Origin of the sequence: Bacillus sp. PPSBB_11, from assembly GCF_038023285.1 — a bacterium.
Taxonomy (GTDB): Bacteria; Bacillota; Bacilli; order Bacillales; family Bacillaceae; genus Bacillus; species Bacillus altitudinis.
Map to the genome: position 1 here is coordinate 1618231 of NZ_CP150633.1, position 22208 is coordinate 1640438.

17 protein-coding genes and 7 tRNA genes are annotated in these 22208 nt (G+C 42.7%); 18 read left to right on the forward strand and 6 right to left on the reverse strand.

The window, feature by feature from the left end:
• Window positions 1-115 precede the first annotated feature (115 nt).
• From V7L95_RS08105 to V7L95_RS08130, 6 genes are all read left to right on the forward strand, one after another.
• Window positions 116-190, forward strand: a tRNA-Asn gene (locus tag V7L95_RS08105).
• Between the two features lies 1 nt (window position 191).
• Window positions 192-264, forward strand: a tRNA-Thr gene (locus V7L95_RS08110).
• Window positions 265-1036: 772 nt separating this feature from the next.
• A complete protein-coding gene (locus V7L95_RS08115) occupies window positions 1037-1159 on the forward strand; it encodes a hypothetical protein (RefSeq protein WP_017358868.1) in 123 nt (40 codons plus the stop codon).
• Window positions 1160-1208: 49 nt separating this feature from the next.
• Window positions 1209-2174, forward strand: a complete 966-nt coding sequence (hag, locus tag V7L95_RS08120; protein WP_017358869.1) for a flagellin Hag — start codon at window positions 1209-1211, stop codon at window positions 2172-2174.
• 337 nt (window positions 2175-2511) lie between these two features.
• Window positions 2512-3951: a SulP family inorganic anion transporter gene (locus V7L95_RS08125; RefSeq protein ID WP_340968763.1), complete on the forward strand. Its 1440-nt coding sequence runs from the start codon at window positions 2512-2514 to the stop codon at window positions 3949-3951.
• A 61-nt stretch (window positions 3952-4012) separates the two neighbouring features.
• Window positions 4013-4978, forward strand: a complete 966-nt coding sequence (locus V7L95_RS08130; RefSeq protein ID WP_024719110.1) for a bile acid:sodium symporter family protein — start codon at window positions 4013-4015, stop codon at window positions 4976-4978.
• A gap of 38 nt (window positions 4979-5016) precedes the next feature.
• Here V7L95_RS08130 and V7L95_RS08135 read toward each other — a convergent pair whose 3' ends face one another.
• Genes V7L95_RS08135 through murQ form a run of 6 tightly spaced genes read right to left on the reverse strand, consistent with a single transcriptional unit; the run spans window position 5017 to window position 12746 of the window.
• Window positions 5017-6264 (reverse strand): DUF1343 domain-containing protein, encoded by a 1248-nt coding sequence (locus tag V7L95_RS08135; protein WP_017366472.1) that lies wholly within the window; start codon window positions 6262-6264, stop codon window positions 5017-5019.
• Between the two features lie 11 nt (window positions 6265-6275).
• A complete protein-coding gene (locus V7L95_RS08140; RefSeq protein ID WP_340968770.1) occupies window positions 6276-8195 on the reverse strand; it encodes a glycoside hydrolase family 3 protein in 1920 nt (639 codons plus the stop codon).
• 13 nt (window positions 8196-8208) lie between these two features.
• Entirely contained in the window at window positions 8209-9564 is a 1356-nt protein-coding gene (pbp4b, locus tag V7L95_RS08145; RefSeq protein WP_212339560.1) for a penicillin binding protein PBP4B, read from the reverse strand.
• A gap of 12 nt (window positions 9565-9576) precedes the next feature.
• A complete protein-coding gene (locus V7L95_RS08150) occupies window positions 9577-10956 on the reverse strand; it encodes a PTS transporter subunit EIIC (RefSeq protein WP_008344031.1) in 1380 nt (459 codons plus the stop codon).
• Window positions 10953-11822, reverse strand: coding sequence for a MurR/RpiR family transcriptional regulator (locus V7L95_RS08155; protein ID WP_007498558.1), 870 nt, complete (start codon window positions 11820-11822; stop codon window positions 10953-10955). Before V7L95_RS08155 ends, V7L95_RS08150 begins: the two co-directional genes overlap by 4 nt.
• Window positions 11823-11834: 12 nt before the next feature.
• A complete protein-coding gene (gene murQ, locus V7L95_RS08160; protein ID WP_340968780.1) occupies window positions 11835-12746 on the reverse strand; it encodes an N-acetylmuramic acid 6-phosphate etherase in 912 nt (303 codons plus the stop codon).
• A gap of 220 nt (window positions 12747-12966) precedes the next feature.
• Here murQ and V7L95_RS08165 point away from each other — a divergent pair.
• The 12 genes from V7L95_RS08165 (at window position 12967) to glmS (ending at window position 22004) form a co-directional block, all read left to right on the forward strand.
• Window positions 12967-13041 (forward strand) — tRNA-Glu (locus tag V7L95_RS08165).
• 6 nt (window positions 13042-13047) lie between these two features.
• Window positions 13048-13123 (forward strand) — tRNA-Val (locus V7L95_RS08170).
• Between the two features lie 3 nt (window positions 13124-13126).
• A tRNA-Thr gene (locus V7L95_RS08175) sits at window positions 13127-13199 on the forward strand.
• Between the two features lie 28 nt (window positions 13200-13227).
• Window positions 13228-13312 (forward strand) — tRNA-Tyr (locus V7L95_RS08180).
• Window positions 13313-13316: 4 nt separating this feature from the next.
• Window positions 13317-13388, forward strand: a tRNA-Gln gene (locus V7L95_RS08185).
• 136 nt (window positions 13389-13524) lie between these two features.
• Window positions 13525-14436, forward strand: a complete 912-nt coding sequence (rocF, locus tag V7L95_RS08190) for an arginase (protein ID WP_017358877.1) — start codon at window positions 13525-13527, stop codon at window positions 14434-14436.
• 185 nt (window positions 14437-14621) lie between these two features.
• Window positions 14622-15185: an RNA polymerase sigma factor SigW gene (sigW, locus tag V7L95_RS08195; RefSeq protein WP_007498553.1), complete on the forward strand. Its 564-nt coding sequence runs from the start codon at window positions 14622-14624 to the stop codon at window positions 15183-15185.
• A gap of 14 nt (window positions 15186-15199) precedes the next feature.
• Window positions 15200-15826, forward strand: coding sequence for an anti-sigma-W factor RsiW (gene rsiW, locus V7L95_RS08200; RefSeq protein WP_008344028.1), 627 nt, complete (start codon window positions 15200-15202; stop codon window positions 15824-15826).
• Between the two features lie 204 nt (window positions 15827-16030).
• A complete protein-coding gene (gene cdaA, locus V7L95_RS08205) occupies window positions 16031-16852 on the forward strand; it encodes a diadenylate cyclase CdaA (protein ID WP_008344027.1) in 822 nt (273 codons plus the stop codon).
• Entirely contained in the window at window positions 16845-18251 is a 1407-nt protein-coding gene (locus V7L95_RS08210) for a YbbR-like domain-containing protein (RefSeq protein ID WP_058214086.1), read from the forward strand. The genes cdaA and V7L95_RS08210 overlap by 8 nt, the downstream gene beginning before the upstream one ends.
• A gap of 25 nt (window positions 18252-18276) precedes the next feature.
• Window positions 18277-19623 carry a phosphoglucosamine mutase gene (gene glmM / locus V7L95_RS08215; protein WP_007498543.1) on the forward strand — a complete coding sequence of 449 codons (1347 nt, stop codon included), beginning with the start codon at window positions 18277-18279 and terminating at the stop codon, window positions 19621-19623.
• Between the two features lie 578 nt (window positions 19624-20201).
• The gene (gene glmS / locus V7L95_RS08220) at window positions 20202-22004 is read left to right on the forward strand and encodes a glutamine--fructose-6-phosphate transaminase (isomerizing) (RefSeq protein WP_340968787.1); all 1803 of its coding nucleotides are present in this window, start codon (window positions 20202-20204) and stop codon (window positions 22002-22004) included.
• The last annotated feature ends 204 nt before the right edge of the window (window positions 22005-22208 follow it).

Sequence of the window (22208 nt, forward strand, 5' to 3'; positions counted from 1 at the left end):
CACGGAAGTTAAGCTCTTCAGCGCCGATGGTAGTTGGGGGTTTCCCCCTGTGAGAGTAGGACGCCGCCAAGCTTTTTGTTTATATCCTTCCAATGGAAGAAGTTACTTTATCCATTCCGCAGTAGCTCAGTGGTAGAGCTATCGGCTGTTAACCGATCGGTCGTAGGTTCGAGTCCTACCTGCGGAGCCATGCTTCCATAGCTCAGTAGGTAGAGCACTTCCATGGTAAGGAAGAGGTCAGCGGTTCGAGCCCGCTTGGAAGCTTTCCTCTAAATATTGTTCTGACAAGGTTTCTCGATGATGAGAAGGCTTTTTTTTATGTCTTTTTTAATTGCTGGGGGACGCAATGGGGACGCATTATCGAATTTGCAATAAGTTTGATATAGCTTCTGCATAACCTAAACGATGATAGACAGATTTGATATTAAACCCAGATATTTTGCCGATTTGATTTATTAGCATAGTAGCATGAGTGTGACGCATATCATGCAAATGAATTTTCTTATATCGTGCTTTTTTGCGAATCGCTCCCACTATTTATTTAAATATAAAAAGGTAGTTGAGAACGTACAATGCTAATTCGTCTAGTTGATGACAGAGCAAGGCATTCCATTGGTCAACGTTGTGCCACATAAAAGATGGAACGGTTCGAAGATAAAAGCAGCTCTTCAAAAAGCATTGAAAAAGTGAAAAAGGTAAAGCCTCTGATCATAGAGAACAGGGGCTTTTTTGATGTTATTTTTCAACGTTCTTTTTTTGAAGTGAATCCTTATCTCAAAATCCTTTTTCTTTTCTCTGTTACTTTATCGAGTGATTCTAGGTATATGAAAAAGTATTGTTTCCACACAATTTTACACTAATTATGTTTCTCCTCCTGAAAATGTAGTTGATAGAATTTCATCTTCCTTTTATGCATTTTAAATGTGTCGAATTTGTGAAATAAACAATTTCCACAAACTAAAATATGTGGTAGGTCTGTCTATAGTAGGTAACACGCTACTCATTGTTATGGTGAGTATTAATAGAAGGAGTTTTCATGATTATTGCCATAACTGGTGTTGCAGATAGTAGTAAAGTTAGAGAGCCAAAAGGTGATCTGCATTATTACTGTACACATGCCTTAGAAATCGGAAATTCTAAGGAAGAGCTTCTCATCTAAATGGACTTTGTAGACAAGCTCGAAAAAAATTACATGGAGGTAATAGGAAATGAGAATTAACCACAATATCGCGGCACTTAACACACTGAACCGTTTATCTGCTAACAACGGTGCGAGCCAAAAGAACATGGAGAAGCTTTCTTCTGGTCTTAAAATCAACCGTGCAGGAGATGACGCAGCAGGTCTTGCAATCTCTGAAAAAATGCGTGGACAAATCCGCGGATTAGAAATGGCATCAAAAAACGCACAGGACGGTATCTCTCTTATCCAAACAGCTGAGGGGGCATTGACTGAAACTCACTCAATCCTTCAACGTGTTCGTGAACTAGTCGTTCAAGCTGGAAATACTGGTACACAGGATAAAGAGTCTGACCTTCAATCTATCCAAGATGAAATTAAAGCTTTACAAGAAGAAGTAGATGGAATTTCAAATCGTACAGAGTTTAACGGTAAAAAATTATTAGATGGTTCGTTTAAAGGAACCCCAGGAACACCAGCAATTCCGCCGACAGATCCAGATGATCCAGATACAGGTACACCTGCAGTTCCAGCAAGTGGTAATGCTTTAGTGTTCCAAATCGGTGCTAATGCAACTCAACAAATCTCAGTTCATATTGATAAAATGAGTACAGATGCATTGGGAGTGAAAGGTGCTAATGGAATTGTAGCGAATCAAGCGATTAAAGACATCGATGTAAGAAAGTTTGCTGATAATGCAGCAGATGCTACTGACGTTGGTTTTGATACTCAACTAAGTATTGTTGATGCAGCTATTAACCAAGTATCTGCTCAACGTGGAAAACTTGGTGCAGTGCAAAACCGTCTAGAGCACACGATTAACAACTTGGGTGCATCTGCTGAAAACTTAACTGCTGCTGAGTCTCGTATTCGTGACGTTGACATGGCGAAAGAAATGAGTGAGTTCACAAAGAACAACATTCTTTCTCAAGCGTCTCAAGCTATGCTTGCACAAGCGAATCAACAGCCGCAAAATGTACTTCAATTATTACGTTAATCAACCAAAAGCCCCTTTTATATAGGGGCTTTTGTTGTTTGTTTTAAATGTTGGACATGCTCAGTGACAAATAGACAATAGACTCATGAATGGAATAAATCGATTGGTAAGTAAGCCTTGTATCAATTTTCTATACATTCCTTCTTTTTGTGCTTGATTCCTTAGTTCCTTTCTTATATTCTTACTAAAGTGAAGATAATCCTCTCTAACAAAAGACTCTGTACGTTCCTCTTTTTCCCCGAAATTGAATGGTTATTGTTTGTTCCTTTCTGTATCTCCGGGTTTTATTCGCCTTCTTTTTCCTTGTACGGTATGTATATAAAAAGGAGTAGATGGTTTGAAAGATTTATTTGTAAAGCAAGAATGGTTTGGATATGTGCGTCAGGATGTGCTGGCGGGTATTTTAGTGGCTCTGGCTTTAATTCCTGAGGCGATTGCGTTTTCGATTATTGCGGGCGTTGATCCAAAGATTGGGTTGTATGCTTCGTTTTGTATTGCCATTGTCATTTCGTTTGTTGGTGGACGGCCAGGTATGATTTCGGCCGCTACAGGGGCTATGGCTCTGGTTATGGTTAATTTGGTAGCCGATCATGGATTGCAGTACTTGTTTGCGGCTACGATTTTAACAGGCCTGATTCAAATTGTGTTTGGAATGTGTCGTGTTTCTCGTCTGATGAAATTTATTCCGAGGTCTGTGATGGTTGGTTTTGTTAATGCATTGGCAATTATGATCTTCATGGCACAGCTGCCGCATTTCGTTGGGGAATCCATGGCTATGTATGTCATGACAGGTGGAGCATTGTTGATCATTTATGTATTGCCGATGGTCACAAAAGTTATTCCCTCTCCACTTATTGCAATTATTGTGATGACGATGATTGCTGTATTTGGGCATATTGATGTCAGAACGGTTGGAGACATGGGAGAGCTTCCTAGCTCTTTGCCAACTTTTCTTATTCCCAATGTACCGTTTAGCTGGGAAACACTTGCTATCATTTTTCCTTATTCCTTAGCACTTGCGATGGTTGGTTTACTTGAATCTTTATTAACAGCACAAATTGTAGATGATATGACGGAAACGTCTAGTCGTAAAAATAAGGAAGCGAGAGGCCAAGGAATTGCCAATGTGGTGGCAGGATTTTTTGGCTGTATGGCTGGCTGTGCGATGATTGGTCAATCTGTGATTAATACAAAGGCAGGGGGACGAGGCCGGCTTTCTACCTTTGTGGCTGGTGCATTTTTAATGGTATTGATTTTTGTGCTTGGTGATGTGGTTGTTCAAATTCCAATGGCTGCTCTTGTTGCTGTCATGATCATGGTTTCTATTGGTACCTTTGATTGGAGTTCATTCCAGCAGCTGAAAAAGAACCCAAAAACAGATTCTCTTGTGATGCTTGTCACGGTCGTGACGGTGGTGTTCACTCATGATTTATCCAAGGGTGTTTTTGCAGGGGTGCTGCTTAGTGCCGTATTCTTTGTGGCTAAAATATCAAAACTGCATATTACCTCTACAGAAAGCCAAGCTGGTACATGGGTTTACCGAATTAAGGGTCAAATTTTCTTTGCTTCCGTGACTGAATTGATTCAAGCCTTCCATCATGGAAACGACCTGAACACGGTTGTGATTGATTTGTCTGAAGCGCGTATATGGGACGAATCAGGTGTGGCCGCAATTGAACGTGTGAAGGGAAAATATCGTACAGCTGGTGTAGAAGTGGACGTAGTTGGAATGGATACGTCTAGTCAAAAACTTATGAAACAAGTGATCGGATCTTAAAGAGACTGTTCTGTTTGTTACAATAGAACAAGGAAGAAAGTGAAGGATGGAGGTGGCCGGCATGCTTGTCCGTTTGAATCAGGTGCTCGGCCGGATGATGCCGCTCATTACGCCTGTCAGCGTGCTACTTGGTGTATTATTGGCGGCGTATTTAAAAGATTTCACCTTTTTGGTGCCTTGGGTGTTTGCTGTGATGACATTTTCAGGGAGCTTGTCATCTACTTTTTCAGCTTTAAAACATACGGTGATGCATCCATTGCCTTTGATTTTATCGTTTATGATTTTGCATGTGCTGATGCCCCTTTATGCATGGTCGGCGGGGCATTTGATATTTGCAGGTGATGCTATGACGATCACCGGTTTGACGCTTGCGATGGTGATTCCGACAGGTGTGTCTAGTTTAATATGGGCGGCAATGTATAAAGGGAATGTGGGGTTAACGTTATCTATCATATTAATTGATACATTGCTTTCGCCATTGATTGTGCCAGTAAGCTTGTCAATCTTCGTTGGTACACAGGTCCATATGGACATGGCGGCGATCATGAAGGGGCTGTTTGGTATGGTGGTGCTTCCATCTATATTAGGGATGCTCGTTCGTCAGTATGCAAAGCCATCGGTGACAAAAGCAATGAGTCAGACCTTGGCTCCTTTTTCAAAATTAGGCTTGTTTGTTGTCGTATCGATTAACAGTTCTGTTGTCGCCCCATATTTGCGTGAACTGGATGCGGCGTTTTTTAGCAAAGCAGCGACTGTCTTTTTCATTGCGATGAGTGGGTATGCGTTTGCGTGGTTGATTGGAAAGGCGATGAAATGTACCCAAGGAGAAATTGTGGCGATTGTGTATACGGGCGGTATGCGGAACATTAGCGCGGGTGCTGTGCTTGCCATTAGCTTTTTCCCGCCTGCTGTTGCTGTTCCTGTTGTGATTGGCATGCTGTTTCAGCAAGTGCTTGCAGCCTTGTTTGGCTTTTTACTTCATCGTTTCGAGCTGAAAGTACCTGCTGTGACTAAGTCTTTATCATGAAAAAACCTCCATCCTTTAAGGTGGAGGCTTTTTTGCAATTAATAGATGAGGTATTTCTTCCGTTTCTTTTCGAATGTCTTTATGTCATGGTGGTATTGTTTCATGATGTGTTTGATGGAAGTGCCTTTATTGATTTCTTCTTTGATCCAGCTATTCCCGATGAGTTTATCAAAGCTGCCTGTTTGTAGGAATTGAAAGTCATTAGGATACAAGTCATGAATTGCTTTGATGATGGATAGACCTGTTTTGACTGCTTCGAATGATTTTCGGTCTGTGACATAAAGCTGTACCCCGTGAGACAAAGTCCCAGCATGTTTTGAAAAGGTAGGGGTAAATGAGACAGGTCTAAATTGAACGCCTTTTAGTTTTAACCCATTTAAATGGTCTGCTATCTCATTGCTATTGATATATGGAGCGCCAATGAGTTCGAACGGTTTTGTTGTTCCTCTGCCTTCAGAAACGTTTGTGCCTTCGATTAATCCTGTTGCTGGGTAAACAAAGGTACTGTCAACGGTTGGCATGTTAGGTGAAGGGAGGACGAATGGCAGCTTCGTGTCATCGAACGTCATGGATCGTTTCCAATGTTTCATTTTGATCACTTTTACATCAGCGTTGATATGAAACTCTTTGTTAAACATGTATGCAAGTTCTCCAGTCGTCATCCCATGTCTTAATGGGATGGGATAGAGACCTACAAAAGAGGCGTGTTCTGGCTCTAATACAGGTCCTTCTACTTTTAGCCCGCCTATTGGGTTTGGACGATCTAAGACAACAAATGGAATGTTGTTTTCCTTAGCTGCTTCCATTGCATACGCCATCGTGTAAATATAGGTGTAATAACGAGTACCAACGTCTTGAATATCAAATAGCAGGACATCTACATTTTTGAGCATTTCAGGAGTTGGCTTTCTTGTTTTTCCATAAAGAGAGTAAACAGGCAGGCCTGTTTTTTCGTCAGTATACGATTCGACGCCTTCTCCTGCTTGTGCATCACCACGGACGCCATGTTCAGGCCCATACAAGGCAGTCAGTTTAATATTGGGGTGTTCAAATAGCAGATCGACACTGCTTTTCATGTTTGCATCAATGCCTGTAGGATTCGTAATAAGCCCTACTTTTTTCCCTTTAAGCCAAGAGAGGTTACTTGAGAGTAATGTTTCGATACCTGTTTTGACTGTTGCTTTTTTTCCTTTTGTATCTGTTCGTTCTGAATCTGCGGGGGAGGCGGCGGTCAATGTGCTGATCATGAGAATGCTAGCGAGTATCAAGCTTGCTGTCTTTTTCAAGAGAATCCCTCCTATTTGATCTGTTTTCCTTTTAAATTGAGTCCATAGCCAAATGGGTAAAGGGTTTGATTAGGATGAGTGACTGATGGGATAGCGACGGGTAATTTCCCTTTAGGTGAGGCCGCTCCAAAAATCACTTCTAGTCCCGCAGGAATATTCGGTTGATTGAATTGTCCGTTTGAGTACCCTTTAAAACCGTACACAGCTAGTAAGGCATCGGCTTCTTCAAAATTTGCCGCATCATAAGGGTTTCGGAGACTCATGATGACCAATTTTTTGTTTTGTGCTGCTGCTTCTTTCATGACAGCACGAGGGAAGGCCGTTGCCCATTTTTTCGGATCCTGTACACCGTCATCAATGACGCCATCATTCACAGCCGGGTCATTTTGGACAACGTAAGAGCCGGTAATGACATAGTCAGCATCTTGAATGAGTTTGGCTGTTTCTTTGGAGAAGCTCTTATCTGCAAATGCGTATGATTGGATACGCACAGGTTTGATCTTTTTTTGTTTGATTAGTGATTCAATTGTGACGGACATTGCTTTTGTTTGATCTTCGTACGGTGCCATGAGTACGATTTTGTCATTCTTTTTAGGCTTAAAAGGCAAGGTTTTGTCGTTGTTTTTAAGGAGAGTGATTCCTTCACGTGCCATTTTTTGTTCTGCTTTTCGGTGCGACTTTTGACCAACGAGCTGTGTGGCTTTTTTGATTTTCTTCTCAAGGCTTACTGATTTATTGGCGGAAATGATGCCGCGTTTGATCTTTAATTGAAGGATTTTTTCGACAGATTGATTGATCTGAGATATCGGAATTTCTTTTGTGAGAACTGCTCTTTTTAAAGCATTGAACACATTCTCTAGGTTTTTTTCTGTCTTTAAGGACGTGACAGGTGCTGGCATGAGGGCAATGTCGACGCCTGCTTTAATAGCCATTACCACAGCTTCTTCCTGTCCGAAGTTATCTGCAATCGCTTTCATATTGAGGGCGTCTGTTACAACCACTCCTTGAAAGCCCATGTCTTCTTTTAATAAATTTGTGATGACTTTTTTTGATAAGGTTGCTGGAACCATAATGTCCTCGCCATCTTTTTTGCTTTTATACGTTGTGTCATCAATGGCTGGGAATTGAACATGAGCAGTCATGACCATATCTGCCCCTGCGTTGATTGCTTGTTGAAATGGATACAGCTCCACCTTTTTAAGACGATCTAGATCATGTTCGACAAGCGGAAGACCGTAGTGACTATCAACAGCTGTATCACCATGTCCCGGGAAATGCTTTAATGTGGAAATGGTCTTTTCCTTTTGAAGTCCTTTCATGGTTTGCAGACCAAGTCTTGTGACAAGTTCAGGGTCAGAGCTAAAGGAACGGACACCGATGACGGGGTTATTCGGGTTATTATTTACATCAAGAACAGGAGAGAAATTTGTATTGATACCTAGAGCGTTTAATTCTTTGCCGATGATTTTTCCAGTGTCATAAGCATTTTTCTTACTTCGAGAGGCACCAATCGACATATTTCCTGGGAAATGTGTTCCCTTTTGTAGTCTTGTGACGATTCCGCCTTCTTGATCAATGGAAATGAGTAAAGGAATGTTGGGTGATGCTTGTTGAAATTCATGTGTGAGTTTGACGGTTTGTTTCGTATCAACGACATTTTCTGCAAATAAGATGACACCGCCTAAATGATATTTCTCTACAAGGTGAGAAACTTCTTTATTCATTTTTGTGAAGCCTGTAGGAGCGGATTCACCTTCTGCTTGCCAATTGCGAAAGTCTGGCATGAGCATTTGGCCAATTTTTTCATCCAAGGACATGTCCTGAACCATTTGTTTGGCAGTTGGGAGAGGGGCGGAGCTCACCTTTTCCGTTGGAATGGAAGAGGTGAGCAGGGCCAAAACGAGTGCAGCGGGGAACAGAGCTTTTAACATCAAATTCCTCCTTTTACTTAAAAGATTCGTAGATTGCGGTCATGATGCTTCCATAAGTACCAGTTGGGAAAAGGTCACCTTCAAATTGATTTGGGTTGACTTCAGGTGAAACGACGGGTGAATGTTTTTTATTTGTTAGCAAGACGACGCCTAGATTGTGTTTTGGATCAATCAGTGTCATCGTTCCTGTCCAGCCTGTGTGTCCGTACGCTTCTTTACTTGCGTATTTCCCAAACATCCATTCCATGTCAGTATTGCCGTTTTTCCGCCAGCCTAGCCCGTAAGTTGGGTTCGTGTCTGATGATTCCGTAAAGAGATCGATAGAAGCTTGGTCAAAGATGGTTGTTTTCCCATAGCCTCCTTTATTGAGCATCAGCTGAAGCAGTACGGCCATATCTGATGTATTAGAGAAAAGTCCAGCATGTCCGGAGACACCTGCCATTGAGTAATAGGCTTTCTCATCGTGGACTTCACCTAGCAAGGTATACCTGCGAATGTTTTCAAAATCAATGACACCATCTCTTGTATTGCCTAGACGCTCGGTTGCTGCAAAATGCTTTGGCTTGAATCCCTTTTTCAGCGGATTGAACATGGTCTGTTTGAGACCAAGCGGTCGATAAATCATCGACTCTACATATTGATCAAGTGGCATACCGGTTTTTTTCTCAATGATCATGCCTAACAGCATGTAATCAATATCACTATAAATATGCTGAGTGCCTGGCTTGTATTGCAGAGGTACCTTTGGCAGCCATTTCATGGTTGTTTGTCTATCTTGAGAGAAAAAAGAGCCCGCTTGCTCTTTGCTATAAAATAAAACACTGGAAGGCAGTCCGGCAGAATGGGTGAGAAGATCCTTGACTCGAAGCTGATATTTGCCGGTTACCTTTGCATCTGGTTCATCTTGAAAGTCGGGCAGGATGGTTTGTATTTTTTCATTTACATCTAGTTTTTGTTCATATACTAGCTTTTGCAGGGCATAGTTGGTGGCATACATTTTTGTATTGGATGCCAAATCGAACAGTGTGCTCTTTTTCATTTTCTTATAGAATTTGAGTTCTGTTGTCCCTTTATATTTTTGTCTGTAGCCATAGGCTTTTTGATGGACGATCTGACCATCCTTGATAATGATGAGTGCTGCCCCTGGAAACCCTGCTTTGATATCGTTTTGAATCATGTGATCAACCTTCCTAAGCTGCCTAGAAGAAAAACCTACTTGTTCCGGTCGTTTTGCTTTTTTTAAGACGGGATATTCTTCAGGTGCTGTTTTAGACAAAGACGATACAGGATGGGAGCTAGTTGCAAATGTTTGTACTGGTAACCCTAGGAGCATGAACAGACTTGTGATGATGAGAAAATATTTCTTCAAGAGCTAGACCTCCTATTGCTTATTTTCCTCGAATTCAACAGCCATATCATCATGAAATCCAAATAAGTATGTGAAGATAAATCCAGCGACATATGCAATAAAGAGTCCTATTAAGTAAAGTAGCATTTGATGTGTGTGAACGATAAAGGTTAATGGGAGACCTGATACCCCGATTGCTTTAGTGGCGATTTGGAAATAGGCTTGAAATGCTCCGCCGATTCCTGCGCCGAGACAAGCAGTGAGGAAGGGTCTTCCGAGCGGGAGTGTGACACCGAAAATGAGCGGTTCTCCAATTCCAAGCATTCCTGAAGGAAGTCCGCCTGCAATGGCTCTTTTCAGCTTTTTCTTTTTTGTTTTCATATAAATGGCAAAAGCAGCACCGACCTGTCCTGCGCCTCCCATAGCGAGGATTGGCAGAAGCGGGTCATCTCCAATTGAATTAATCAGTTCCATATGAATAGGTGTTAGGCCTTGGTGAAGTCCAGTGACAACAAGAGGAAGGAAGGTCGCACCAAGAACAAATCCGGCAAAAATACCGCCAATGTTTAATAAATAAGTAAGTCCAGAGGTGATGGCATCAGATATAAATCCGCCGACTGGCATGAAGATAACGTACGTGAAAATGCCTGTAATGAGTAGTGTGATGGTTGGTGTGACGATGATATCGAGTGACTGCGGGACGAAGCGTCTGATTCGGGTCTCAACAAGTGCCATAAAAATAGCTGCAAGAAGAACACCGATAAGTCCGCCTCTGCCTGGTAGAATATTAGTGCCAAATAACATAATATCAGCGGCAGCTGGGTTAATGATGAGAATACCTGCTAATGCGCCTAATGCAGGAGAGCCACCAAATTCTTTTGCGGCGTTTGTTCCGACTAATATACCGAGATAAGCAAACAAGCCTGAGCCTATAACGGTTAGGATAATTGCAGCTTGAGATTTTTCATCGAGCCAGCCTGCTTGCACGACCGCTTTTGTAATACCCGTTATAAGACCCGATGCAACGAGTGCTGGAATAATGGGAATGAAAATGCTGGCGATCCGCCGTAAGAACAGCTTGAATGGTGTGCGGTTCTTTTGTGAAATGGCTTGTTTGTTTTTCTGTGCTTCGTTGTTTAAGTCATATGAACCTGAGGCATTGAGCAGCTGTTCAAATGCACTTGATACTTGGTTGACAACACCTGTGCCTAAAATGATTTGCAGTGTTTCCGCTTCGACGACGCCAATGACGCCATCGAGTTCTTTGATCGCGGTGGTTTGCACTTTTTCACGATCAATGGGTGTAATTCGGAGACGTGTCATACAATGTGTGTGGGAAGAGATGTTTTCAGAACCACCACAGAGTGAAAGGATTTCTTTCGCCAACTGCTGATATTTTTTTTGATGACTCATGTTGAATCCCCCTTTGTTTTTCGTTTCATGGAGCGGATGGCATGCCTTGTTTTGTCAATATATTGTGCTGTCTGTTCATATTGACGGGAGGCTAAACTGAGGAACAAGACATCGATTAAATAGAGCTGTGCCATTCTAGAGGAAGTGGCAGCACTGCGAAAAGGTGCTTCATTGGAACCGGACGTTGATAGATGGACATCACACAATGCAGAAACGCTTGTATGCCCTGGATGCGTTAAAGCAATGGTTTTTACTTCATTTTCTTTTGCGAGCTGAAGGGCTTGGATGATGTCTAATGTTTCTCCTGAGAAGGATATACCGAACACAATGTCATTCTTTCCAGCATTTGCGATGACCGTAGATGCGATGTGCATGTCAGTGAAGGCTGTGGCTGCATAATTGATTCTGAGAAATTTCTGCTGGGCATCAGCTGCGACGATGCCAGATGCACCCACACCGATAAAATGGATTTGGTTTGCATTCAACAGCAGTTGAACAGCTTTTTCTAAAGCTTCTACATTTAAAATAGAGGCTGTATCTTTGATCGATTGAATGGTGTTTCCTGCTGTCTTTTGAATAATGGATTGAAGTGGTTCATCTTGTTCGATATCCCGGTAGCCTTGTTTATCAGTGTGCATTAAGTCTCCAGCGATCCGCATTTTCAAATCGTGATAGCCATCCAGCCCGAGAGACTTACAGAGGCGGATGACGGCAGAGCTGCTTGCACCGGCAGCCTGACTGATTTCATGCACTGTGCTTTTAATGACTTTGTCAGGATGGGCAAGGATATAGTCTGCAATGATTTTTTCAGATTGGGGAAGCTTTGATTTCATTGTGTGTAGTAGGGTGAGTCCGCCTGCTGACATGAGTTTCCTCCTTTAAGATTGATGACGTAAGATGGCTTTGTCGATGTGACCATCTGCTTTGTTGAGCAGGTCTTTGGCTGTCTTTTTATCTGTTTTGGTTTGGAGCATGACGATGGCTGTTTTAACTTCTAAATCGGCTGCTTCAAGGGCTTTTACGGCTTGTTTGTAGGGAGCATTGGTCACATGCTGAATGATGGTGATGGCGCGTTCTTTTAGTTTATGATTGCTTACTTTTACATCTACCATCAGGTTTTCATATACTTTGCCTTGTCTGATCATGACAGAGGTGGAAAGCATATTTAAAATCATTTTATGAGCGGATGCGGCTTTCATTCGTGTTGACCCAGTGATGGCTTCTGGTCCTACGACGACTTCAATGGCGCAGTCTGCTAGTTCGCTAATCTCTGCTTGTTCATTGCAGCTGAGGGCTACTGTTTTTGCTCCAATGGTTCTAGCATAGTTTAAAGCGCCAATGATATAGGGTGTTCTACCGCTCGCCGCGATGCCGACAACCGTATCTTTTGATGTTAGGCGGATGTGTTCTAAATCTTTTTGACCAGCTTCTTCGCTGTCTTCCACATCTTCTGCTGCATGTGAAAAGGCAGAGTCGCCACCGGCCATGATGCCTACGATGACATCAGGTGAAATGCTATAGGTAGGCGGACATTCGACCGCATCCATTACCCCAATTCTGCCGCTTGTTCCAGCCCCTAGATAAATGAGTCTACCCCCATTCGAGATGGATTCAAAGGCAAAGTCACTTGCTGTCTTTACGTCTGGAAGGACACGGTTGACGGCTTGAGCGACCTTCATATCTTCCGCATTTATCATTTGGAGTATTTCTAGCGGGCTTGCTTGTGAAATTCTCATGGTGTTAGGGTTTCTTGATTCTGTTGTCAAAGAACGCAGTTGAGATGGCTGCATGTGACATACCTCCTTATTTCTTCATTTTCAGTATATTGAGTATGACATGAAATTTCAATATTATATTTAAATACTGAAATTATATTTCAGTCGAAATGTTGTGCTGATGAGGGTTGAATAGTTAGAAAATAAAAAAAATAAAAATCCCCTTTACAAAAGGGGGACAACCTGTATATAATAACTTTTGTCAGCTTCACGGAAACAGTAAACTTGACAAACTGGCCCGTTGGTCAAGCGGTTAAGACACCGCCCTTTCACGGCGGTAACACGGGTTCGAATCCCGTACGGGTCACCATCATGTGGAGGATTAGCTCAGCTGGGAGAGCATCTGCCTTACAAGCAGAGGGTCGGCGGTTCGAGCCCGTCATCCTCCACCATATGCCGGTGTAGCTCAACTGGTAGAGCAACTGACTTGTAATCAGTAGGTTGGGGGTTCAAGTCCTCTTGCCGGCACTGTTTTTCTTTTATCAATTCCATATGTGGAGGGGTAGCGAAGTGGCTAAACGCGGCGGACTGTAAATCCGCTCCCTCCGGGTTCGGCGGTTCGAATCCGCCCCCCTCCACCATTTTTGGGCTATAGCCAAGCGGTAAGGCAACGGACTTTGACTCCGTCATGCGTTGGTTCGAATCCAGCTAGCCCAGTTAAGACACCTTTTTTAAAAAGGTGTCTTTTTTTATTTTGACGATTGGAATGTATAACTATTCAAAATATTGTTGAGTTGAGTCAGAAGGCACCGAGAAAGTAAAATATAAGCATGAACGGAAAGGGGATGTACATATGGGAAATCAAAAGAAGGTCACGATTGTTGGGGTGCCGATGGATCTCGGTCAAATGAGAAGGGGCGTCGATATGGGGCCGAGTGCCATTCGCTGTGCTGGTGTAAAAGAAAAATTGGAATCGCTTTCATTTGATGTCGAGGATTTAGGGGATATTCCCGTTGAGCAAAGAGATGATGAGAAAGGTCTCTATACAAGTGAAAAACTGAAAAACTTAACGGAGAATGCTGGCGCAAACCAGCTTCTTGCTGAAAAGGTTAGCAGTATTGTGCAGTCAGGTTCGTTTCCGCTGATTTTAGGCGGGGATCACAGCATTGCAATTGGTACACTAGCCGGTGTAGCCAAACATTATGAAAATTTGGGTGTCATTTGGTATGATGCGCACGGTGATTTAAATACAGAGGAAACTTCTCCTTCTGGAAATATTCATGGGATGCCGCTCGCTGTCAGTCTCGGCTTTGGGCATGCTGATCTAATCAATATTGGCGGTTATACCCCTAAAGTAAAGCCTGAGAATGTGATCTTGATTGGTGCTCGTTCTTTAGATGAAGGAGAGCGGGCATTGATTAGAGAAAAAGGCATTAAAGTGTATACGATGCATGAAATCGATCGATTAGGGATGACGAGAGTAATGGAGGAAGCCATTGCGTATTTAAAAGAAAGAACAGATGGTGTTCATTTGTCGCTTGATTTAGACGGCCTTGATCCAGCGGAGTGCCCTGGCGTGGGAACGCCGGTTGCTGGCGGCATCAGTTATAGAGAGAGTCATCTTGCAATGGAGCTTTTAGAGGAAGCAGGTATTTTGACTTCTGCTGAGTTTGTTGAGGTGAATCCGGTATTAGATGAGAAAAATAAAACAGCAGAAGCGGCAGTTGCATTAATTGGTTCTTTAATGGGTGAAAAGCTATTATAGAGCGGGACTTGTTCCCGTTCTTTTTTTAATTTTGGGGAAATTTAAGGATATGTTAAGGTTTTTACCGGCTGATAAGCGTAACATGCTGTCAAAAATTTGTTACACTATTTTTTAGAGGAGAATGAAACCTTTTGGAACGAGGTTCGTATACATAAAGACCGGTGAAGGCAGAGGTTGAATATACTATGGAAACAATGATTAAAAAGAGAATTAAGCAAGTGAAAAAAGGCGACCAGAACGCATTTGCAGACATCGTAGACCTGTATAAAGACAAAATTTATCAGCTGTGCTACCGTATGCTTGGGAATGCACATGAAGCAGAAGATATTGCGCAGGAGGCGTTTATTCGTGCCTATGTGAATATTGAGAGCTTTGATGTGAATCGTAAGTTTTCCACGTGGCTGTACCGCATTGCAACCAACCTGACCATCGACCGTATTCGTAAAAAAAAGCCGGATTATTATTTAGATGCAGAGGTGGCAGGGACAGAAGGACTGAATATGTATTCTCAAATTGCGGCTGACGGCATTTTGCCAGAGGACGAGGTGGTGTCGCTTGAATTATCGAGCACCATTCAGCAAAAAATTTTAAGATTACCCGATAAATATCGCTCGGTCATCGTATTAAAGTATATTGATGAACTCTCGTTAAAAGAAATTAGTGAGATTCTGAATATACCAGTTGGTACGGTGAAAACGAGAATACACAGGGGTAGAGAGGCTCTCCGGAAACAGTTGAGAGACCTTTGAGTGAGGTGATTTTGATGAGCTGTCAGGAAAAAATCGTCCTGCTTATGCATCAGTATTTAGACGGGGACATAGAGCCCGAAGATGAAAAAGAATTAAAGAGCCATCTGCAATCGTGTGAGGAATGCCGTACTCATTTTCAACAAATTGAGAAATCCATCGCGCTCGTGCAGAGTACATCTCATATAGAAGCACCATCTGATTTCACTGCAAAGGTGATGGCAGGTCTTCCAAAGGAGAAAAAGCGTGTGTCGATTCAAAGATGGATCAAAGCTCATCCGCTAATGGTCGCCGCTGCCCTCTTTGTCATATTGATGGGAGGCAGTCTGTTTACAAGCTGGAATACGGATCATAATTTCAGTGTGTCAAAGCAGCCGAATCTCGTGGTTGAAAATGATACAGTGACGGTACCTAAAGGGGAAACCGTCAAAGGTGATGTCACTGTGAAAAATGGCAAGCTGATTGTAGAAGGCAAGGTTGATGGAAACGTAACAGTCGTCAATGGAGAACAGCTGACTGCTTCTGCCGGACAAGTCACTGGTCAAATCAATGAAATTAATGAAGTGTTTGATTGGGTTTGGTACAAAATGAAATCTACAGCACAAGATGTGATGCGGGTCATTGGTCCAGAGGAGCAAAAGTAAATCAAACAGTTTGAGAGCAGTCTCTAAGGGGACTGCTCTTTTTCTATTGATGGACAGACTTGAATGCCAGCCAGATATGGCAACTATTTTCCTTGCTGAAACAAAATGTGGTATAATAGCCACGCTATGTACTTACACATAGGCTCTTTTTTTATAAAAAATGAATCGAACGAAGAATAACTGAAAATTCTGGAGGACGAGGAAATGGCTTTAGGGGATATTCCTTTTTTGCAGTACCTCGGTAATGCTGTTGATATTCTCGTTGTTTGGTATGTGATATATAAATTAATGATGGTCATCCGCGGAACAAAAGCGGTTCAGCTTTTAAAGGGAATTGTCGTCATTGTTCTCGTCAGGATGGGGAGTGCGTATCTCGGTCTTAACACACTTCAATGGCTGATGGATCAAGCGATTACGTGGGGGTTCCTTGCGATCATTATTATTTTTCAGCCAGAGCTAAGGAGAGCGCTTGAACAGCTTGGGCGCGGCCGTTTCTTCTCTAGAAGCGGAACACCTGTAGAGGAACAGCAGCAGAAAACGATCGAGGCAATTACAAAAGCAATTAACTATATGGCAAAACGAAGAATAGGCGCGCTGTTAACGATTGAGCGCGATACTGGGATGAATGATTACATAGAGACCGGAATTCCTTTAAATGCAAAGGTGAGTTCTGAGCTGCTGATTAATATCTTCATTCCGAATACACCGCTTCATGACGGCGCTGTGATTATGAAGCGTGATGAGATTGCAGCTGCAGCGTGTTATTTACCGCTGTCTGAAAGTCCTTTTATCTCTAAGGAGCTCGGTACACGTCACCGCGCGGCAGTTGGTATTAGTGAAGTAACGGACAGTTTAACCGTCATCGTCTCCGAGGAGACAGGCGGCATTAGTGTCGCAAGAAATGGTGATCTCCATCGAGAATTGACAGAAGAAGCGCTTGAAGAAATGCTGATTGCTGAGTTTAGTAAGAACAGCAAAGATGCTTCCTCGACCAAATGGTATTGGAGGGGCAAGAAAAATGGATAAGATTTTGAATAATCGCTGGGCCGTTAAGTTTCTTGCATTGGTCTTCGCTTTATTGCTGTATGGTGCAGTCAATTCAGCGCAAGCGCCCACGCCGAAAAAAATCGGTGAATCCTTTTTCCCAACATCGACAACAGACGAAGCAACCTTAACGGACATTCCTGTTAAAGCATATTATGACGACGAAAAGTATGTAGTCACTGGTGTGCCGCAGACAGTCAATGTCACGATTAAAGGATCAACTAGTGCTGTGAAAACAGCAAGACAAACGAAAAATTTTGAAATTTACGCAGATATGCAAAACCTGACGACAGGTACACATAAAGTCGAATTGAAGGCAAGAGATGTATCGAAAGGAATCACGTTAACGATTAATCCGTCTGTGACGACTGTGACGATACAAGAAAAAACGACAGCTGAATTCCCTGTTGAAACGGAATTTTATAATCAAAATAAAATCAAAGACGGCTATTCACCAGAGCAGCCTATTGTGAATCCGAAAAATGTCACGGTTACTGGCTCAAAAGACGTGATCGACAAAATTTCTGTCATTAAAGCATTTGTGAACTTAGAGGATGTCGATCAGCAAATTGAGAAAGAAGCGAAGCTCACTGTGTATGATAGCAGTGGGAATGAGCTGCCGGTTGAAGTGAGTCCGTCTGTGGTAGATATTACGGTCCCGATTACGAGTCCAAGCAAGAAAGTTCCGTTTAAGATTGAGCGGACGGGCAGCTTGCCAGATGGGATCAGTATCTCAAGCATCGAGACAAGCCCAAGTGAGGTGACAGTCTTCGGTTCTCAAAAGGTGCTGGATGCACTTGATTTTATTGACGGCGTTAAGCTCGACCTAAGCAAGATTAAAGATGATACAGAGATTGATGCCGACATTCCACTGCCAGATGGTGTGAAAAAGGTATCGCCTGAAACTGTTAAGATCAAAGTGAAGGTTGCAACCGCTGAAGAAAAAAAGATCGATAATGTCCCAATTTCTGTCGTGGGTCTGAGCAAGGATCTTAGCTCTGCATTTGTGAGTCCGTCTTCAGGGCGTCTCACACTAACAGCAAAAGGTTCAAAGAGTGCAATCGATAAAATAAAGGCTTCAGATATTGAAGCCTATATCAATGTCGGGGACTTAAACGAAGGAACACATGAGGTCAAAGTACAAGTGAATGGCCCTCAAAATGTGACATGGACTTTATCTAGATCGAAGGTCAAAGTGAAACTGACTTCTACTGATACAGAAGATCAGCCGGCTTCTACGAATGATCGGAAAGATCAATCATCCGATGATGATCAGGAAGAGAAGAGTCAAAAGGAATCTACACAAGATAAAGCAAAAAAAGAATCAAATCAAAGACAGCGGGTCAAAGAAGATAACAAAGAGGACGCAGCGTCCTCTTGAATGGTAAAAAAGGAGCGATTGAAACATGGGCAAGTACTTTGGAACTGATGGTGTAAGGGGTGTGGCTAATAGCGAATTAACGCCAGAGCTCGCATTTAAAATTGGGAGATTTGGCGGCTATGTGCTCACGAAGGATAAAGAACGTCCAAAGGTACTCGTTGGACGAGACACGCGTGTATCTGGTCATATGTTAGAAGGAGCACTCGTAGCAGGCTTACTTTCAATTGGGGCTGAAGTCATGCGTTTAGGTGTGATCTCAACACCTGGTGTGTCTTATTTAACGAAGGCAATGGATGCAGAAGCAGGTGTCATGATTTCAGCTTCGCATAACCCAGTTCAAGACAACGGAATTAAATTTTTCGGTGGTGATGGTTTTAAACTGTCAGATGAACAGGAAAATGAAATTGAGCAGCTAATGGATCAGCCAGTTGATGAATTGCCACGTCCAGTGGGAGCCGATCTTGGAACCGTGAATGACTACTTTGAAGGCGGTCAGAAGTACTTGCAATTCTTGAAGCAGACAGCGGACGAGGATTTCACAGGCATTCACGTAGCGCTTGATTGTGCACATGGTGCAACATCTTCTCTTGCAACACATTTATTTGCAGATTTAGATGCAGATGTGTCAACAATGGGAACATCACCAAACGGATTGAATATCAACGATGGCGTAGGTTCTACTCATCCAGAGGCACTTTCTGCTTTTGTGAAAGAAAAAGGAGCCGATATTGGTCTTGCGTTTGATGGCGACGGCGACCGCTTAATTGCAGTCGATGAAAAAGGTGATATTGTAGACGGCGATCAAATTATGTACATATGCGCACGTTATCTAAAGGGTGAAGGCCGATTGAAGGATGACACGGTCGTGTCAACGGTCATGAGTAACCTTGGTTTCTATAAAGCGCTTGAGAAGCAAGGCATTAAGAGCATTCAAACCGCTGTTGGTGACCGCTATGTGGTCGAGGCGATGAAAAAGGATGGCTATAATGTCGGAGGCGAGCAGTCAGGCCACTTGATTTTCCTTGATTACAATACGACAGGTGATGGTATGCTTTCTGCGATCATGCTGGTGAATACACTAAAAGCAACAGGGAAAACATTATCAGAGCTTGCAGCTGAAATGGAGAAATTTCCGCAGCTTCTAGTGAATGTGAAGGTATCTGATAAATATAAAGTGGAAGAAAATGAAAAAGTAAAAGCTGTGATCCAAGAGGTTGAAAAAGAGATGAACGGTGACGGACGCATCCTTGTTCGTCCATCAGGAACAGAACCGCTTGTACGTGTCATGGCAGAGGCGAAAACAAAAGAGCTGTGTGATGAATACGTGGCTCGTATTACGGCTGTTGTCAAAGAAGAAATGGGTATTGAGTAATTGATCAAAGCAAATCGCAAAGTAGCGGTTTGCTTTTTTTTTCGAATAAACGTCATAAGAGGAAAGTTCTATACGAATCATATAAGCGAGGGCAATTTGCTGCTTGCTTTCATACATAAGAGAGCACATCAAAGGTAGAACGTGACAAGCCTCATCGCATATAGTGTAGGGAGGTCTCACTTTCTCACATGAAAGGGATCACCCGCTAAATTGTGATTGACGGAGGTCAGACCTTATAGTACAATCATCCTTGTGTTACTGGATTTTTATTCTAGCAGGAAAGGCAGGGTAGATGTTCAGCCACTCTTATAATTATAGCGCCCGAACTAAGCGATCGAACGACAGATGCTTAGTTGACGAGGATGGAGGTTATCGAATTTTTCGGCGGATGCCTCCCGGCTGATCAAATATAGAGATCACAGCCGTAAGTGTTTCTTTAAAGCAAAGAGGTGACTCTTTGTACAAAGGGAATACACATGATCTCCCAAAATAAACATGTAGAGAGGGACGAAGAAATGTCCCTTCTATTTTAGTAGGCTTTCTTTGTCCCTTTCACATGATCGGGAGGAAGAATATTTATGTGTGGAATCGTAGGTTATATTGGTCAGAATGATGCGAAGGAAATCTTATTAAAAGGTTTAGAGAAGCTTGAGTACCGTGGGTATGACTCAGCAGGTATCGCTGTGGCAAACGAAGATGGCGTGCATGTGTTCAAAGAAAAAGGACGTATCGCTGAGCTTCGTGAAGTCGTTGATGCAAACGTGGCATCTTCAGCAGGAATTGGACATACACGCTGGGCAACACACGGTGTACCAAGCCATCTAAATGCGCATCCGCATCAAAGTGCTTCTGGCCGTTTTACGCTTGTTCATAACGGTGTCATCGAGAACTATGTACAATTGACACGCGAATATTTACAAGACGTCACACTAAAAAGCGACACAGATACAGAGGTTGTTGTTCAAGTCATCGAACAATTTGTGAATAGAGGTCTTGATACAGAGGAAGCTTTCCGTCAAACGCTTCTTCAACTAAAAGGCTCTTACGCAATTGCCCTTTTCGATAACGAAAACAAAGAAACAATCTATGTGGCGAAAAACAAAAGCCCATTATTGGTTGGTTTCGGAGAAGATTTCAACGTTGTGGCTTCTGACGCAATGGCGATGCTTCAAGTAACAAACGAATATGCGGAATTAATGGATAAAGAAATGGTCATTGTTACTAAAGACGAGGTTATTATTAAAAACCTTGACGGTGATATCATGACACGTCCTTCTTATATCGCTGAGCTAGATGCAAGCGACATTGAGAAAGGCACATATCCTCACTACATGTTAAAAGAAACGGATGAGCAGCCGCTTGTTATGCGCAAAATCATCCAAGAATATCAAGACGAAAACGGCAAGTTGTCAGTCGCTGGCGATATCGCAAGCGCAGTAGCAGAAGCAGACCGCATTTACATCGTGGCTTGTGGAACGAGCTACCATGCTGGACTTGTTGGTAAACAATACATTGAAGACTGGGCGAAAGTACCTGTAGAAGTCCATGTAGCAAGTGAATTCTCTTACAACATGCCGCTTCTATCGAAAAAGCCATTGTTCATCTTCCTTTCTCAATCTGGAGAGACTGCGGACAGCCGTGCTGTACTTGTTCAAGTCAAAGAGCTTGCTCATAAAGCATTAACGATCACAAACGTACCAGGATCTACGCTTTCTCGTGAAGCAGACTTCACATTGCTTCTTCATGCAGGACCAGAAATCGCAGTGGCTTCAACAAAGGCTTACACAGCGCAAATCGCTGTTCTTGCGATCCTTGCATCCGTTGCAGCTGAATTAAATGGTCAATCTCTTGACTTCGACCTTGTGAAAGAGCTTGGAATTGTAGCAAACGCAATGGAAGCCCTTGTCGATCAAAAGGATGAAATGGAACAAATCGCTCGTGATTTCTTCACAGTGACACGTAACGCATTCTTTATCGGAAGAGGACTTGATTACTATGTGTGCCTTGAAGGTTCACTCAAACTAAAAGAGATCTCTTACATCCAAGCAGAAGGATTTGCTGGCGGAGAACTGAAACACGGCACCATTGCTTTAATTGAAGAAGGCACACCGGTCATTGCCCTTGCAACGCAAGAGCACGTAAACCTCAGCATTCGCGGTAACGTCAAAGAAGTCGTTGCACGCGGCGCAAACCCATGTGTCATCTCACTAAAAGGCCTAGAAGACGAAGGCGACCGTTTCGTCCTTCCAGCTGTACACCCAGCACTTGCACCACTTGCATCTGTTGTCCCATTACAGCTAATCGCTTACTACGCAGCCCTTCACCGCGGGTGTGATGTGGATAAACCACGTAACCTGGCGAAGAGTGTGACGGTGGAGTAGGTATTAAATAAAATCGGATTTTTGATACCCCTTTAGATATAATTGTCTAAAGGGGTATTTTTGTGTCAATAGAACTAGCAGTTGAAAGATTTAAGCTGAACTTTGATTGATAGATACTATTTCCATGTTGCTATTATGATAAATATTCTTAGGGGGAAATATTATTTAAGCTCATAAAAATTGAGCTGCTTTTTTCGTTAAGAG

Bases quoted from the DNA above. Each gene is read 5' to 3' on its own strand.
- V7L95_RS08115 (WP_017358868.1), top strand. From the start codon at position 1,037: ATGATTATTGCCATAACTGGTGTTGCAGATAGTAGTAAAGTTAGAGAG.
- hag (WP_017358869.1), top strand. From the start codon at position 1,209: ATGAGAATTAACCACAATATCGCGGCACTTAACACACTGAACCGTTTA.
- V7L95_RS08130 (WP_024719110.1), top strand. From the start codon at position 4,013: ATGCTTGTCCGTTTGAATCAGGTGCTCGGCCGGATGATGCCGCTCATT.
- V7L95_RS08140 (WP_340968770.1), bottom strand. From the start codon at position 8,195: ATGTTAAAAGCTCTGTTCCCCGCTGCACTCGTTTTGGCCCTGCTCACC.
- V7L95_RS08150 (WP_008344031.1), bottom strand. From the start codon at position 10,956: ATGAGTCATCAAAAAAAATATCAGCAGTTGGCGAAAGAAATCCTTTCA.
- V7L95_RS08155 (WP_007498558.1), bottom strand. From the start codon at position 11,822: ATGTCAGCAGGCGGACTCACCCTACTACACACAATGAAATCAAAGCTT.
- murQ (WP_340968780.1), bottom strand. From the start codon at position 12,746: ATGCAGCCATCTCAACTGCGTTCTTTGACAACAGAATCAAGAAACCCT.
- rocF (WP_017358877.1), top strand. From the start codon at position 13,525: ATGGGAAATCAAAAGAAGGTCACGATTGTTGGGGTGCCGATGGATCTC.
- sigW (WP_007498553.1), top strand. From the start codon at position 14,622: ATGGAAACAATGATTAAAAAGAGAATTAAGCAAGTGAAAAAAGGCGAC.
- rsiW (WP_008344028.1), top strand. From the start codon at position 15,200: ATGAGCTGTCAGGAAAAAATCGTCCTGCTTATGCATCAGTATTTAGAC.
- cdaA (WP_008344027.1), top strand. From the start codon at position 16,031: ATGGCTTTAGGGGATATTCCTTTTTTGCAGTACCTCGGTAATGCTGTT.
- V7L95_RS08210 (WP_058214086.1), top strand. From the start codon at position 16,845: ATGGATAAGATTTTGAATAATCGCTGGGCCGTTAAGTTTCTTGCATTG.
- glmM (WP_007498543.1), top strand. From the start codon at position 18,277: ATGGGCAAGTACTTTGGAACTGATGGTGTAAGGGGTGTGGCTAATAGC.
- glmS (WP_340968787.1), top strand. From the start codon at position 20,202: ATGTGTGGAATCGTAGGTTATATTGGTCAGAATGATGCGAAGGAAATC.